Annotated in this window: 12 protein-coding genes and 2 tRNA genes; 11 read left to right on the plus strand and 3 right to left on the minus strand. The window is 35.0% G+C overall.

From position 1 onward, the window contains the following. Positions 1–137: 137 nt before the first annotated feature. The 11 genes from BQ5338_RS09635 (at position 138) to BQ5338_RS09685 (ending at position 11,819) form a co-directional block, all read left to right on the plus strand. A complete protein-coding gene (locus tag BQ5338_RS09635; protein ID WP_205409934.1) occupies positions 138–1,325 on the plus strand; it encodes an IS256 family transposase in 1,188 nt (395 codons plus the stop codon). Between the two features lie 292 nt (positions 1,326–1,617). Further along, the gene (locus BQ5338_RS09640) at positions 1,618–2,613 is read left to right on the plus strand and encodes an AAA family ATPase (protein ID WP_071146575.1); all 996 of its coding nucleotides are present in this window, start codon (positions 1,618–1,620) and stop codon (positions 2,611–2,613) included. 80 nt (positions 2,614–2,693) lie between these two features. Beyond that, positions 2,694–3,563 (plus strand): DUF58 domain-containing protein, encoded by an 870-nt coding sequence (locus tag BQ5338_RS09645; RefSeq protein WP_071146576.1) that lies wholly within the window; start codon positions 2,694–2,696, stop codon positions 3,561–3,563. 7 nt (positions 3,564–3,570) lie between these two features. Beyond that, a complete protein-coding gene (locus BQ5338_RS09650) occupies positions 3,571–4,644 on the plus strand; it encodes a BatD family protein (RefSeq protein ID WP_071146577.1) in 1,074 nt (357 codons plus the stop codon). 42 nt (positions 4,645–4,686) lie between these two features. After that, positions 4,687–5,670 (plus strand): vWA domain-containing protein, encoded by a 984-nt coding sequence (locus BQ5338_RS09655; RefSeq protein ID WP_071146578.1) that lies wholly within the window; start codon positions 4,687–4,689, stop codon positions 5,668–5,670. 65 nt (positions 5,671–5,735) lie between these two features. After that, positions 5,736–6,758: a vWA domain-containing protein gene (locus BQ5338_RS09660; RefSeq protein WP_071146579.1), complete on the plus strand. Its 1,023-nt coding sequence runs from the start codon at positions 5,736–5,738 to the stop codon at positions 6,756–6,758. 12 nt (positions 6,759–6,770) lie between these two features. Continuing rightward, on the plus strand, positions 6,771–7,472 hold the full coding sequence (locus tag BQ5338_RS09665; protein WP_071146580.1) for a tetratricopeptide repeat protein: 702 nt from the start codon (positions 6,771–6,773) through the stop codon (positions 7,470–7,472). A gap of 34 nt (positions 7,473–7,506) precedes the next feature. Continuing rightward, the gene (locus BQ5338_RS09670; RefSeq protein WP_071146581.1) at positions 7,507–9,342 is read left to right on the plus strand and encodes a BatD family protein; all 1,836 of its coding nucleotides are present in this window, start codon (positions 7,507–7,509) and stop codon (positions 9,340–9,342) included. A 19-nt stretch (positions 9,343–9,361) separates the two neighbouring features. Then, the gene (locus tag BQ5338_RS09675; protein ID WP_071146879.1) at positions 9,362–10,195 is read left to right on the plus strand and encodes a tetratricopeptide repeat protein; all 834 of its coding nucleotides are present in this window, start codon (positions 9,362–9,364) and stop codon (positions 10,193–10,195) included. Positions 10,196–10,301: 106 nt separating this feature from the next. Further along, positions 10,302–10,592: a DNA-binding protein gene (locus BQ5338_RS09680; RefSeq protein ID WP_071146582.1), complete on the plus strand. Its 291-nt coding sequence runs from the start codon at positions 10,302–10,304 to the stop codon at positions 10,590–10,592. 75 nt (positions 10,593–10,667) lie between these two features. After that, positions 10,668–11,819 (plus strand): universal stress protein, encoded by a 1,152-nt coding sequence (locus BQ5338_RS09685; protein WP_071146583.1) that lies wholly within the window; start codon positions 10,668–10,670, stop codon positions 11,817–11,819. A 92-nt stretch (positions 11,820–11,911) separates the two neighbouring features. Here the strand turns inward: BQ5338_RS09685 and BQ5338_RS09690 are convergent. The 3 genes from BQ5338_RS09690 to BQ5338_RS09700 form a co-directional block, all read right to left on the minus strand. Then, positions 11,912–11,985, minus strand: a tRNA-Arg gene (locus tag BQ5338_RS09690). 17 nt (positions 11,986–12,002) lie between these two features. After that, positions 12,003–12,076: transfer RNA gene (locus tag BQ5338_RS09695), tRNA-Arg, on the minus strand. Between the two features lie 70 nt (positions 12,077–12,146). Further along, a complete protein-coding gene (locus tag BQ5338_RS09700) occupies positions 12,147–14,441 on the minus strand; it encodes a patatin-like phospholipase family protein (RefSeq protein ID WP_071146584.1) in 2,295 nt (764 codons plus the stop codon). Positions 14,442–14,450 lie beyond the last annotated feature (9 nt).

Consider the following 14,450-nt stretch of genomic DNA (forward strand, 5'->3'; position numbering starts at 1 on the left):
TCTTATGGCACTATCCAATATATTGTGTAAACTCTAGCTCGGGTCTTTAGATTCGAGTTATTTTTTTTATCTTTAAAAATAAAAATATGGATAGTGTTATGTCAAAACGAGAAAAGCGCCAGGCAGTTCCTGCCGAGATGCTCAGTAAAGAGTTCTTGAGTCAATTCAAGACAGAGGAAGATGTTAGTCAGTTTCTCAAAGATCTTCATTCTCAAGTATTGGAACAAATGCTTCAGGGTGAGATGGATGCCCATTTAGGTTATGACAAGCATAGTACTGATGGTTATAACAGTGGTAACTCTCGCAATGGAAGCTTTAGCAAGAAGATTCAGAGCGAGCATGGTGAGCATCTAATCGAAGTTCCTCGTGATCGCAAAGGAGAGTTTGAACCTATTGTAGTTCCCAAACATCAAAGTCGTGGTTTATCTATAGAACGCCTGGTTATCTCTCTTTATGCAAAGGGAATGAGCGTATCTGATATTGAGGATGAGTTACGAGACATTTATCAAATAAACCTCTCTACCAGTGCAATATCAATCATTACCAATAAAGTCACTCAGGCTGCAATTGAATGGCAGAATCGCCCGCTAGAACGATTATATATGGTTGTTTGGATGGATGGCATCGTATTCAAGGTTAGAGAATCTGGGAAAGTGATAAACAAGACTGTTTATCTATGTGTGGGGCTTAATAACCGTGGCTACAAAGAAGTTCTTGGTATGTGGATCGGGAAGACTGAAAGTTCTTCTTTTTGGATGTCTGTTCTAACGGATCTCAAAGCACGTGGTGTGGAGGATATACTTATAACGGTAACTGACAACCTAAATGGCTTTACCGAAACCATACGTGCTGTATTTCCCCAATCCACAACTCAAATATGTGTGGTACATCAAATACGTAATTCATGTAGATATGTTGTATGGAAGGATTTAAAAGAGTTTACGGCTGATATGAAAGAGATTTATACCTCCGTCAATCGAGACCAAGCAGCCATCGCATTGGAAGAATTTGAGCGAAAATGGGGTGCTAAATATCGTCATGCCGTACAAAGTTGGCATCGCAACTGGAACGATCTGACTGCTTTCTTTGATTTTCCCATAGAGATACGTACTATCATTTATACAACCAATTTAATCGAAAATCTGAATGGCAAGATACGGAAATATACCAAAACAAAATTATCATTTCCTACTGACGATGCCCTCAGAAAGTCCGTTTGGTTGGCTATTAGTGAGATTGAAAAGAAATGGACGATGCCTATAAGAAATTGGGGTGTGGTTATGAATCAATTTTTAGTTATCTTTGAAAACAGAATCGAACTTTAGCACTCGACTAAAGCTCGAACCCGAACATAGTTTACACAGAATTATGGATAGTGCCATTCTTTATTGGCTTTATCGGCTTTCTCTTTTTTATATTGAAGAACTAAAGAGAATCAAATGAACCTTGTTCAAAGTGCTATCTTAAGTTATAAAAACGCTAAACCGTATTAAAGCAACTTAATCTAAACGTTTTGCATGGTTTTTTAATAAAAATTAGTTGTAATGGTTAATTATATACTGTACTTTTGAAATCATTTTTATTAAGAAGACATTAAACAATAAAACAATAGTATTTATGGCTGAATCAATTGATATCCGCGAGCTAAATGAGCGGATTGAAAGACAAAGTGCTTTCGTTACGAATCTTACAATGGGCATGGACCAAATTATCGTAGGACAGAAACATTTGGTCGAATCATTGTTAATAGGATTACTCTCCGACGGACATGTACTTCTAGAAGGTGTGCCCGGCTTGGCTAAAACTTTAGCAATCAAGACACTTGCTTCTCTTATTGATGCAAAATATAGCAGGGTACAATTCACGCCTGACTTACTACCTGCTGACGTTATAGGTACGATGGTTTACAGTCAGAAAGATGAAACGTTTCAGGTGAAGAAAGGACCTGTCTTTGCAAACTTTGTTCTTGCAGATGAAATAAACCGTGCTCCGGCTAAAGTGCAAAGTGCTTTGTTAGAGTCCATGCAGGAACGTCAAGTTACAATTGGTACCGAAACATTTAAATTACCCCATCCTTTTTTGGTTTTGGCTACTCAAAATCCGATTGAACAAGAAGGCACATATCCATTACCAGAAGCTCAGGTAGACCGTTTTATGCTAAAAGTAGTTATTGATTATCCTAAAATTGAAGAAGAAAAATTAATTATCAGGCAAAATATTGGTGAAAACAAACTTGAGGTAAAAGCAATACTTAAAGCAGAAGAGGTTCTGGAAGCCCGCAAAGTAGTGCGTCAAGTATATTTGGACGAGAAGATAGAACGCTATATCGTTGATATTGTGTTCGCCACTCGTTACCCCGAAAAATATGATTTAAAAGACTTGAAAGGTTTAATAGCTTTTGGAGGATCACCACGTGCTTCTATTAATTTGGCATTAGCTTCTCGTGCATATGCCTTTATCAAACGTCGTGGATATGTTATTCCTGAAGATATTCGTTCGGTAGCTCATGATGTTCTTCGTCACCGTATTGGCTTGACATATGAAGCCGAAGCAAGCAATGTGACCTCTGATGAGATTATAAGCAAAATCCTAAATAAAATAGAGGTACCTTGATGTTTTAATTGTTTGGTATTTGAATAGCTTGATTGCTATACGATGATTTAGCATCATGCTTAACAATTAAACAAAAAGAAATGGAAACGACTGAATTATTAAAGAAAGTCCGTCGGATAGAAATAAAGACGCGAGGATTATCAAATAACATTTTTGCAGGCCAATACCATTCTGCATTTAAAGGTAGAGGTATGGCTTTCTCCGAGGTGCGTGAATATCAATTTGGAGATGACATTCGTGACATTGACTGGAATGTAACAGCACGCTTCAGCAAACCATTCATAAAAGTTTTTGAAGAAGAACGAGAATTGACTGTTATGTTGATGATTGATGTATCTGGTAGTCTGGAGTTTGGCACTATAAAACAGCTCAAGAAAGATATGGTGACTGAAATTGCTGCTACTATTGCTTTCTCTGCTATTCAAAACAATGATAAAATTGGAGTAATTTTCTTTTCGGATAGAATAGAGAAATTTATACCTCCAAAAAAAGGTAGAAAGCATATATTGTATATTATTCGTGAGTTGATTGATTTTCAAGCTCAAAGTCGCCGTACTAACATACGTTTAGGTATGGAGCATTTAACTAACGTGATGAAAAGAAGATGCACTGCGTTTGTTATATCCGATTTTATAGACCAAGAAAACTTTCAGAATTCAATGACCATTGCCAATCGAAAACATGATGTTGTTGCAATACAAGTATATGATAAGAGAGTGGCGGAATTGCCTGCAATTGGATTAATGAAAGTCAAAGATGCAGAAACAGGACATGAGCAATGGATTGATACTTCATCTGCTTCTTTAAGAAAAACTCATCATGACTGGTGGTTAAATAAACAAGCCAATTTGAATGAAGTTTTCACTAAGAGCAATGTCGATTCAGTATCGGTGCGAACTGACCAAGACTATGTTAGAGCATTATTGAATCTTTTTGCGAAACGAAAATAATAAAACAATGAGGAGAAATATATTTTTTATCGTATTTCTGTTTTGTGTATTAGGCAAAATTGTGGCACAATCGGTAACTGTGGATGCCCAAATTGATTCTTTGCAAATTCTGATAGGAGAACAGGCTAAAATAAAGTTACAGGTTGCCATGGACGCCAAACAAAAAGCTTTTTTCCCTTTATTTTCTGATACTTTGGTGAAAGGTGTCGAAATTATTGAAACAGCAAAGCCAGATACTCAATATTTAAACAATAGGCAACGTTTACTTATTACGCAAGAATATACAGTTACCTCTTTTGATTCTGCTCTTTATTATCTTCCTCCTTTTATGATAAGAGTGGATAATAAAACATATCAATCAAAAGCCCTAGCACTAAAAGTTTACTCTATACCTGTAGATACATTACATCCTGAGCACTTTTTTGGGCAGAAAGCATTAATGAAAGCGCCTTTTGAATGGGGAGATTGGTGGGGATTGATAGCGTGTTCGTTTCTATCATTACCTCTACTGGCTCTTCTTATTTATTTCATTATCAGACTACGTGACAATAAACCAATCATTCGCAGAATCAAAATTGAGCCCAAACTTCCTCCGCATCAACAAGCAATGAAGGAAATTGACCGTATTAAAAATGAGAAAGTTTGGCAAAAGGGAAGATCTAAAGAATATTATACAGAACTCACTGATACTATTCGCGCTTATATCAAAGATCGTTTTTATTTCAACGCATTGGAAATGACGTCTGAAGAGATTATAGAACAATTGATTGAAATAAACAAAACTGAAGATATTAGTGATTTGAAATTGCTTTTCGAAACTGCTGACTTGGTGAAATTTGCCAAGCATAATCCGGAGATGAATGAGAATGATGCTAATCTTATAAATGCAATTGATTTTATAAACAATACCAAAACTTCGGAAGAAGAGAACGCAAAACCCCAACCTACAGAGATAACGGTTGTTGAAAAGCGATCTTTGCGTACCAAAATTTTATTAATTTGTGGCATCATTATTTTTTCTGCTACCATAATTAGCACGTTTGTTTATATTTCGATCCAGTTATATGACCTTTTTGCTTAGTGTACGAAATTAGATTGTTAATAAGTTAAACCGTATATAAAAATGATTTTTGCTAATATTGAATATTTATTTTTATTGTTACTGCTTATACCTTATATAGTATGGTATATATTGAAGCGAAAGAACAATGAAGCTACACTTCAAATTTCTGATGCCAGAGTATATGCTCATACTCGCAAGAATTATAAGATATACTTATTGCATGCTCCCTTTGTTTTACGTATAATATCTTTAATTTTGGTTATAGTTATCTTAGCAAGACCTCAGACAACCAATAATTGGCAAAGTAGTGAGATAGAGGGAATTGATATTATGTTGGCTATAGATATATCAACAAGTATGTTGGCTGAAGATCTTAAACCAAATAGGTTAGAAGCTGCAAAAGATGTGGCTGCAGAGTTCATTAATGGTCGTCCGAATGATAACATCGGAATAACTCTTTTTGCCGGTGAGAGTTTTACTCAATGTCCACTCACCGTTGATCATGCTGTTTTGCTTAATCTTTTTCAAAGTATAAAATGTGGAATTATAGAGGACGGGACAGCAGTAGGAATGGGTATTGCTAATGCTGTGTCTAGACTAAAAGACAGTAAAGCTAAATCTAAAGTAATTATTCTTCTTACTGATGGAACAAACAATAAAGGAGATATATCCCCCCTGACCGCTGCTGATATAGCAAAGAGCTTTGGCATTAGAGTATATACCATTGGGGTAGGAACTAATGGGATGGCTCCTTATCCTGTTTCTGTGGGAGGAACTATACAATATATAAATACTCCTGTAGAAATAGATGAAAAAACGCTGTCTCAAATAGCTGGAACAACCGATGGAAACTATTTTCGTGCCACAAGTAATTCAAAGTTGAAGGAAGTTTATGGTGAGATTGATAAGTTGGAAAAAACAAAACTGAATGTTAAAGAGTATAGCAAACGCAAAGAAGAATATCAGTGGTTTGCCCTTGCGGCATTTATCTGTATATTCATAGAGGTTTTATTGCGTAACTCGCTATTAAAGAAGATACCTTAATATATCAGCTAACAACCTGATAATTAAATTAAAATTGATGATAATCAATCATAAAATTAGAGAAGATGTTTCGATTTGAAGACCCTACATACTTGTATTTATTGCTATTACTGCCTTTGTTGGCGGCTTTTTATATTTATTCAAATTACAAGAGAAAGAAGTCAATACGGAAATTTGGGGATCCCGAGCTTTTAGCACAATTAATGCCAGATGTTTCAAAGCATAGACCGAATATAAAGTTTTGGTTAATATTTGCTAGCCTAGGCTTATTTACAGCGCTACTTGCTCGTCCACAATTTGGTTCTAAACTTGAAACGGTGAAACGTAGTGGAGTTGAGATCATGATTGCACTTGATATATCAAATTCAATGTTAGCTCAAGACATTCAACCTAGTCGCTTAGAAAAGGCCAAGCAAGTAGTTTCCAGACTAGTCGATGAGTTAGAAAATGATAAAGTTGGCATGATTGTTTTTGCAGGAGATGCTTTCACTCAGTTGCCTATTACAAGTGATTATATCTCAGCCAAGATGTTTTTAGAGTCTATCAGCCCATCTTTGATAACAAAACAAGGAACAGCTATTGCAGCAGCTATTAATCTGGCTACTCGTAGCTTTACCCCTCAAGAAGGAGTAGGACGTGCTATTATTGTCATTACTGATGGAGAAAACCATGAAGGAGGAGCCACAGAGGCTGTAAAGTCGGCTGTTGATAAAGGTATACAAGTGCATGTATTAGGAGTAGGATCGACAGATGGATCACCTATTCCTGTAGAAGGAACAAATGATTTTAGACGAGATAGAGACGGAAATGTTATTGTTACTAAATTAAATGAGAATATGTGTAGGGAGATAGCGAAAGAAGGAAATGGCATTTTTGTTCGCGTTGACAATACAAATTCCGCTCAGAAAGCAATAAATCAAGAGATCAATAAAATGGCTAAAGCAGATGTCGATAGTAAAGTCTACACCCAGTTTGATGAACAGTTTCAAGCAATAGCTTGGATGATCCTCTTACTACTTTTAGTAGAAATGTTAATCTTAGAGCGAAAGAATCCATTATTTAAAAATTTCCGATTGTTTTCTAAATAAATTAACTCCAATATGACACTAAAATATAGATATATCATATTTCTTTTATTTCAGCTTGGCGCCACCAGCATGCTAGCTCAAAAAGCTGAGCGAGATTATATTCGCAGAGGAAATCGTTTTTTTAATGATAGTGTATTTGTTGATGCAGAAGTAAATTATAGAAAAGCATTGGAGGTCAATCCTAATTCGACAGTCTCCATGTATAATTTAGGAAACACATTATCTCAGCAAAAGAAGGCCAAGGAAGCTGTAGAGCAATATACTGCAGCAGCAAAAATAGAAAAGAATAAGATGAAGCTTGCGCATATTTATCACAATGCAGGAGTTTTATTTCTTGCTACAAAAGACTATAAACAAGCTGTAGATGTTTTTAAGATGTCTTTGAAAAATAATCCAACGGATAATGAAACTCGATATAATCTAGCTCTTGCGCAGAAACTACTCAAAGATCAACAACAACAGCAAAAACAAGATAAAGACGATAAAAATAAAAACAAGGACAAAGACAAGCAAAAGCAAGATCAGGATAAAGAAAAAAATCAAAAACAAAAAGATAAGCAAGAGCAATCTAAACCTGAAAAACGAGACAATAAGATGTCTAAAGAAAATGCTGAACAATTGCTGAATTCTGTGATGCAAGATGAAAAAGGTGTGCAGGATAAAGTGAAAAAGCAACAGGTAATACAAGGCGGTCGTCTAGAAAAAGACTGGTAATAATTAACTAATTGATGATTTAATTTCAGAAGAAATGAGAAGACTAATTTTCTTATTAGTAGCACTGTTTACGATAAATAACATTTATGCTGATGGCAAAGTAACCTTCACAGCTTCTGCACCTGATGCAGTGGCTGTAGGAGACCAATTCAGGCTATCCTACACCGTGACTACACAAAATGTGAGAGACTTTCGCGCTCCATCTATAAAAGGCTTTGATGTATTAATGGGTCCGAGCCGTTCGCAACAAAGTAGCACACAAATCATTAATGGCAATGTATCATCTGCAAGTAGCATTACGTTCACTTATATATTGATGGCTACTACTGAAGGCCATTATTCGATTGCTGGTGCAACGATTGTAGCTGATGGAAATCAAATGTTGTCTAATTCATTAAAAATAAAAGTGCTGCCTACTGAAAAATCCGCTAGCGGTGCTAATACGAGTAGCAGGCAAAGTTCATCAGTTAGCCAATCTTCTTCTTCGTCCAGTGTGTCTACTAAAGATTTATTTATTACCGCAACTGCGAGTAAAACCAATTTATACGAACAAGAAGCTTTTTTATTGACATTTAAAATCTACACAGTACTTGATTTAAGAAGCTTCTCTAATGTAAAATTACCTGATTTTAAAGGATTCCATTCTCAAGAAGTAGAATTACCCAGCAACCCGAAGTGGGAATTAGAAAATTTCAACGGGAAAAACTATCACACAACTGTATACCGCCAATTCGTCCTGTTTCCTCAACAATCGGGAAAATTAGTTATTGAGTCAGCTCGTTTTGATGCTTCAATTGCCAAAGCAGTACAGTCGGCTGACCCTTTTGATGCTTTCTTTAATGGTGGAAGTAATTATGTTGAATTGAAAAAAAGTATTATTACTCCTAGAATAACCATTAATGTAAACCCATTACCAGCTGGCAAGCCTGCTGGTTTCTCCGGTGGAGTCGGAAATTTTAATATAACTTCTTCCATCAATAGTAAAAATGTAAAAACGAATGATGCTATTACGGTTAAATTAGTTATTTCAGGCATAGGTAATTTGAAGTTAATAGATAATCCTAAAATTAAATTCCCTGAAAATATTGAGCTATACGATCCAAAAGTAGACAATAAAGTTCGATTAACTAAAGAAGGACTTTCTGGTAGCAAAATCATAGAATATCTTGCTATACCAAGAGATCCTGGAAATTTCAAAATCCCGGCTGTAGAATTTTCCTATTTTGATATTAAAACAAAATCTTATAAAACTCTCAAAACGGAGGAATATGACATTAATGTAACAAAAGGAGCAGGGAATGCTGATCAGGTCATTGCCAATTTTACTAATAAGGAAGATTTGAAGGTTTTAGGAGAAGATATACGCTATATTAAATTAGGTGAGGTTAATCTGCAACCTAGAGATAGCTATATGTTTGATTCAATTATCTATTGGCTATTTTATATTATTCCGATAATAGTATTTGTGATTATGTTTATCATTGGTCGAAAGCAAATTGCAGAAAACTCAAATATTATTAAACTGCGCACGAAGAAAGCGAATAAAGTTGCTTCAAAACGAATGAAACGTGCAGGGAAACTCCTTGAAGAAAATAAAAAAGAAGCTTTTTATGACGAAGTTTTAAAAGCATTATGGGGATATATAAGTGATAAATTAAATATTCCTGCATCTCTTTTATCTAAAGAGAATGTAGAAGAAGCTTTGAAAAACTATGGTGTTGACGAAGAATTAATTAAAGCCTTCTTATCTACATTGGATGAATGCGAATTTGCTCGCTATGCACCTGGTGATGAAAGTCAGGCAATGGATAAGGTTTACTCTACTACTATCGATGTTATTAGTAGAATTGAAAACTCAATTAAACATTAAACTAGAAAAAGATTACATCATGAAAAGGATATTATTTTCAGTATTTTGTATATTAATCTCTATTACAACATTTAGCCAAGACTCTTTATCAAATGACTCAGCTCTTCAGGCTGAATCTATGTCTGTTGCTAAAAGTTCTAAACTTGGAACAAGATACCTTGGTGATGGCACAAAGGCAAGTGCAGATAGTGCATATATTAAAAAAGATTATACTAACGCCATTCAGATATATGAGTCCTTGTTGCAGAAAGGAGAAGCTACTTCTGTCTATTACAACTTAGGCAATTGCTACTATAAGGCTGGTGATATAGCAAAGGCGATTCTTAACTATGAACGTGCTTTATTGCTTCAACCAGGAAATACTGATATTAGAGCAAATCTAGAAATAGCCCGTGGTAAGACTATTGACAAAGTAGAACCAATACCTGAATTATTCTTTATTACTTGGATTAAAGCAATAATTAATAGTATAGGACTGGATTCTTGGGGTATCCTTGGTATTATATTGTTTATTCTCTTCATTGTATCTTTGTATTTATACTTTTTCTCTAAACGGATATTTATAAAGAAAACGAGTTTTATTGGTGCTATGCTTTTTCTATTTTTGACCATCTTGACTAATATTTTCGCTTTTTATCAGAAAAGCACATTAGAAAATCGTAATGCTGCTATTGTTATGTCTCCTAGCGTTACTGTACGCAGTACTCCAAATGAAACGGGGACCAGCTTATTCATTCTTCATGAGGGTAGTAAAACTACTATAAAAGACAACAGCATGAAAGATTGGAAGGAGATTCGTTTAGAAGATGGCAAAGTGGGATGGGTAAAATCTACTGATATAGAAAGAATATAAATAATTAATAAAAAAAAGATTGAATACTTTTTTTTATTAATTATTTATATTATGTTTATAGCGTTATGCCGAAGCTATTTAGTATTAACCATAAATTTAATGAGACATGAGAACAATAACATTCAATGAACTCCGCAAAATCAAAGATTCATTACCAAGCGGTAGCATGCATAGAATAGCTGACGAATTAGGTTTGAATGTAGATACTGTGCGCAACTTCTTTGGTGGACATAATTTTAAAGAAGGAAAAAGTGTAGGAATCCACTTAGAACCAGGCCCCGATGGTGGGTTAGTGATGATTGATGATACTACTGTGCTCGATAAAGCTTTAAAAATTCTCAATGAGCTAAATCTTAGTATTGAAAAAGAAGTATTTTCTGAATTCTCACATGCATAAATCCATTTTATATTAAAGCCCCAATTTGAATATAAAAGCTTAGTCATATTTATGTTACTATAAATTATTATTATTATGGAAGATAAATTGGTTACTTTAGCAATTCTGACTTATACTAAAGCTCAAATATTAAAGAATGTGCTTGAAAATGAAGGCATTGAAACTTATATTCATAATGTAAACCAGATACAACCTGTCGTTTCATCAGGGGTTCGTCTAAGAATAAAAGAAAGTGATTTGCCCCGTGCCCTTAAGATAACAGAAAGTTCTGTTTGGCTAGCTGAAGATATAGTGGGGGAGAAGCCTACTCCCAAAGAAAAAGTAGATGTCCAGAACAAAGTTCTTATACCTGTTGACTTTTCTGCTTATTCTATGAAAGCATGTGAATTTGGTTTCAATTTTGCAAAAGCTTTTAATGCTGAAGTTTTGCTGCTCCATGTATATTTTACTCCAATCTATGCTTCATCCTTACCTTATGGAGATGTTTTTAGTTATCAGATTACTGATGATGAAAGTGTAAAAAATACCCTTCACAAAGTACATACAGATCTGAATGTTTTATCTGATAAAGTCAAAGCTAATATTGCCTCCGGAGAATTACCCTCAGTTAAATTCTCCTGCGTATTGCGAGAAGGTATTCCAGAAGAAGAAATCTTAAGGTATACAAAAGATCAAAATCCTAGAATTATAGTAATGGGCACCAGAGGGAAAAGCCAAAAAGATCTTGATCTTATTGGTAGTGTCACTGCCGAAATTCTTGAACGAAGTAAAACCACAGTACTTGCCATACCTGAAAATACTCCATTAAATAATTTTAGCGAAGCAAAGAAAGTTGCTTTTTTGACTAATTTTGATCAACGCGATTTAATTGCATTTGATTCATTTATAAATACCTTAAAATCTTTTCATATAGCAATCTCTCTCATTCATCTATCTGAGAGTAAGGATGCTTGGAATGAGATTAAATTAGCGGGTATAAAAGAATACTTCCGCAAACAATATCCCAATATTGATATTCATTATGATGTGGTGATGAATGATGATTTTTTAAATAGCTTAGATAGTTACATAAAAGAAAATCATATTGATATTTTGGCACTCACCACATATAAACGGAATATTTTTGCTCGTATGTTTAATCCCAGCATTGCTCGAAAGATGATTTTTCATTCAGATACCCCCTTATTAGTTATTAATATTGATCGTTCTTTTACAAAAAAAGCTTAATTCTCCTTCAAAGAAAGCCTATATTTTGCAGAGATTTCGCAGACGGATATTACACAAAGAAGGGATGCCTATATTTAGACATCCCTTCTTTGTGACCGCGACAGGATTCAAACCTGTAACCTGCTGATCCGTAGTCAGCTACTCTATTCAGTTGAGCCACGCGGCCAATAGTTAACCAGAATGTGACCGCGACAGGATTCAAACCTGTAACCTGCTGATCCGTAGTCAGCTACTCTATTCAGTTGAGCTACGCGGCCATTTGTTTAACGGGTGCAAAGATACATTCTTTTTTCTAATTAACAAACGATTGAAGCGTTTTTTAATAAATTATTCGATGAAACGGTAATTAAAGAGCTGCCAACCGATTGTTAATCCTATGTTCCAATCCTTACTTGGTGAACTATAATGATTTACATAAGCTGAGATAGCCCCGAAAGGTAATTTACAGACAAGAGAAACTTCTCCCAAATATTCAAACTCAGAGAAAGACTTTCCATAGTATGCCTTGTTGATCGAATTTTCTTTTATAGGAAAAACAGGTAAAAATCCGTAAAATTCCCCTCTTATATGGAACAAGTCGCTCAAATGAATAATCGGCTTTATTCCACCTGAAAGATATTGATTAGCTCGAAAAGCATCATTATAAGTCAATTTACTATGCGGTGTTGGAGCAAACTCACCTGCCTGAAGCATTGTCGCTACATAGTTTTCTGAAAAATTCTTTGAAGATAACAACCCATCAACATACCATCCAAAAGTAAATTTCGACGATATTTTGTGATATCTTTCTCTCATATACGAAAGTTGTAGCCAAGATTGATTTTGATTAGCTGCCGTTTTAGACTCAGACGCTATACCTGGGCGAAAAAACTCTTTTCCAGTATATATTTGGGCAACTAATGCTTCACGATAACCCTGGGTGGCATACTGCCTAGAATCCAAAGTGCTTCCATTAAAACTAATCGATCCTCCATAAAGGTTATAAACGCTTTTATCTGTTTTGTCGTCATTAAAATTAATTGTATTAGTCTGATAATATCTATCTTCAAATTTAGCCATTCCAATACCAAACTCCGCCCTCTTACTTGAAAGGAAAGGCAGAGCCATTTTCAACTTTAAGAAGCGTTCATCTTTGCTATTAAATGCCGGATTATCGCTACTTGAGAATAATTTACCTTCCTTGAAATAATCAAATTTACTTATGGAAGCGATAAAACGATAAGATGTAGGCACTGTCGTAGGAAAATCAACTTTGGCCATAAACTGAAGATTGTTGTATATCTTACCTACATGTGTTTCGAAAGTTAATTCTTTGGAGTAATAATTCAAATTCTTGTACGAAAATCCCAAATAAATTTGATTAGAATTTGTTGTAGACACATTTCCTCCGACGCGAATAGAAAGATTCTTTTCCATTTTTACATTTAAATGTAAGTCGTACGTATCGTCATTGGGATTAAAGATTGCATGAGGTATTATTTCAGAAATCATGTTGCCCGATAGAAGGCGAAAATAGCCTCGCTTTAAATCTTCATAATTAAATTTTTTATCCTCTGACTCATGAAACTCTTTCTTAATATAAATCTGTTGCTGACTATTAGCTCCCTCTACATAGATATTCTTAAAATGTAATTCAGGGCAATTGCTTTTATAAACTAGTCGTCTTAAACGCACATTATCGGGATTGACTCTTCGATGAATGCGAGTTTTTATCGAATCCATAAGGGCCATAGTACGATTATAACCGATACCTTCAAGCTCATCTATTCTCTGAAAATCTAATAAGTTAACATCTTCATATTTAAAAGTCATTACTATTCCCGCCGAATCAGGAATAGAATAATCAGTCTTTTGCATTATCATATTTTCCATTTGGCTCATCAAATCATTCTCGTCAGGCTTTGTCGGATTCTTAGCCACTACGCTTCCAATAATAATATCAGGTTTGAAATCATCACGCATTACATCCGTAGGGAAATTGTTATAGATGCCGCCATCATAAGCCAGAACACTATCTATCTCAATAGGTTTAAAAACAAATGGAAAGCTCATTGAGGCGCGTACTGCATCTCCCAAATCTCCTTTTCTTAAAATTATTTGTTTTTTGTTATAAACATCAGAAGCGACACAGCGGAAGGGTACAAACAAGTCATCAAAATCTCCTTTGGAAGCGGCCGTAGCACGCGCAAATAAATCAATAAAGACTAAATTCATTTGTATAGGGTTCACAACGCTCGTGGGAAGGAACTTTGGTTTTATGCTTGGGTCTTTGAGAGAAAGATGTATGTTAAAAAATTCGGGCGTCGGAAGATTTTTTTTAAAATAATAGATATAACTCTCTTCTACTTGACCCGAATACCAGCGTTTAAAATCATCAGATCGTATCAAAGATTCCATTTCATCGGGCGAATATCCCATAGCATACAACGAACCAATGATTGCTCCCATAGAGGTACCGGTGATGTAATCTATTGGTATACTGTTTTCTTCTAATGCTCTTATAATGCCAATATGCGTTAAGCCCTTGGCTCCACCACCACTTAACACGAGCCCTACTTTCTGTGCCTGAATGGTAGATAGACTAGTAAAGAGACAGAGCAATAGCACAAGAAACTTCCTCATAAAATTTGC

Origin of the sequence: Bacteroides ihuae, assembly GCF_900104585.1 — a bacterium.
Taxonomy (GTDB): domain Bacteria; phylum Bacteroidota; class Bacteroidia; order Bacteroidales; family Bacteroidaceae; genus Bacteroides; species Bacteroides ihuae.

What these genes read in the sequence shown, in the direction of transcription:
- BQ5338_RS09670 (WP_071146581.1), top strand. Translation starts at nt 7,507, where the DNA reads ATGAGAAGACTAATTTTCTTATTAGTAGCACTGTTTACGATAAATAAC.
- BQ5338_RS09665 (WP_071146580.1), top strand. Translation starts at nt 6,771, where the DNA reads ATGACACTAAAATATAGATATATCATATTTCTTTTATTTCAGCTTGGC.
- BQ5338_RS09675 (WP_071146879.1), top strand. Translation starts at nt 9,362, where the DNA reads ATGAAAAGGATATTATTTTCAGTATTTTGTATATTAATCTCTATTACA.
- BQ5338_RS09680 (WP_071146582.1), top strand. Translation starts at nt 10,302, where the DNA reads ATGAGAACAATAACATTCAATGAACTCCGCAAAATCAAAGATTCATTA.
- BQ5338_RS09655 (WP_071146578.1), top strand. Translation starts at nt 4,687, where the DNA reads ATGATTTTTGCTAATATTGAATATTTATTTTTATTGTTACTGCTTATA.
- BQ5338_RS09650 (WP_071146577.1), top strand. Translation starts at nt 3,571, where the DNA reads ATGAGGAGAAATATATTTTTTATCGTATTTCTGTTTTGTGTATTAGGC.
- BQ5338_RS09645 (WP_071146576.1), top strand. Translation starts at nt 2,694, where the DNA reads ATGGAAACGACTGAATTATTAAAGAAAGTCCGTCGGATAGAAATAAAG.
- BQ5338_RS09700 (WP_071146584.1), bottom strand. Translation starts at nt 14,441, where the DNA reads ATGAGGAAGTTTCTTGTGCTATTGCTCTGTCTCTTTACTAGTCTATCT.
- BQ5338_RS09685 (WP_071146583.1), top strand. Translation starts at nt 10,668, where the DNA reads ATGGAAGATAAATTGGTTACTTTAGCAATTCTGACTTATACTAAAGCT.
- BQ5338_RS09640 (WP_071146575.1), top strand. Translation starts at nt 1,618, where the DNA reads ATGGCTGAATCAATTGATATCCGCGAGCTAAATGAGCGGATTGAAAGA.
- BQ5338_RS09660 (WP_071146579.1), top strand. Translation starts at nt 5,736, where the DNA reads ATGTTTCGATTTGAAGACCCTACATACTTGTATTTATTGCTATTACTG.
- BQ5338_RS09635 (WP_205409934.1), top strand. Translation starts at nt 138, where the DNA reads ATGCTCAGTAAAGAGTTCTTGAGTCAATTCAAGACAGAGGAAGATGTT.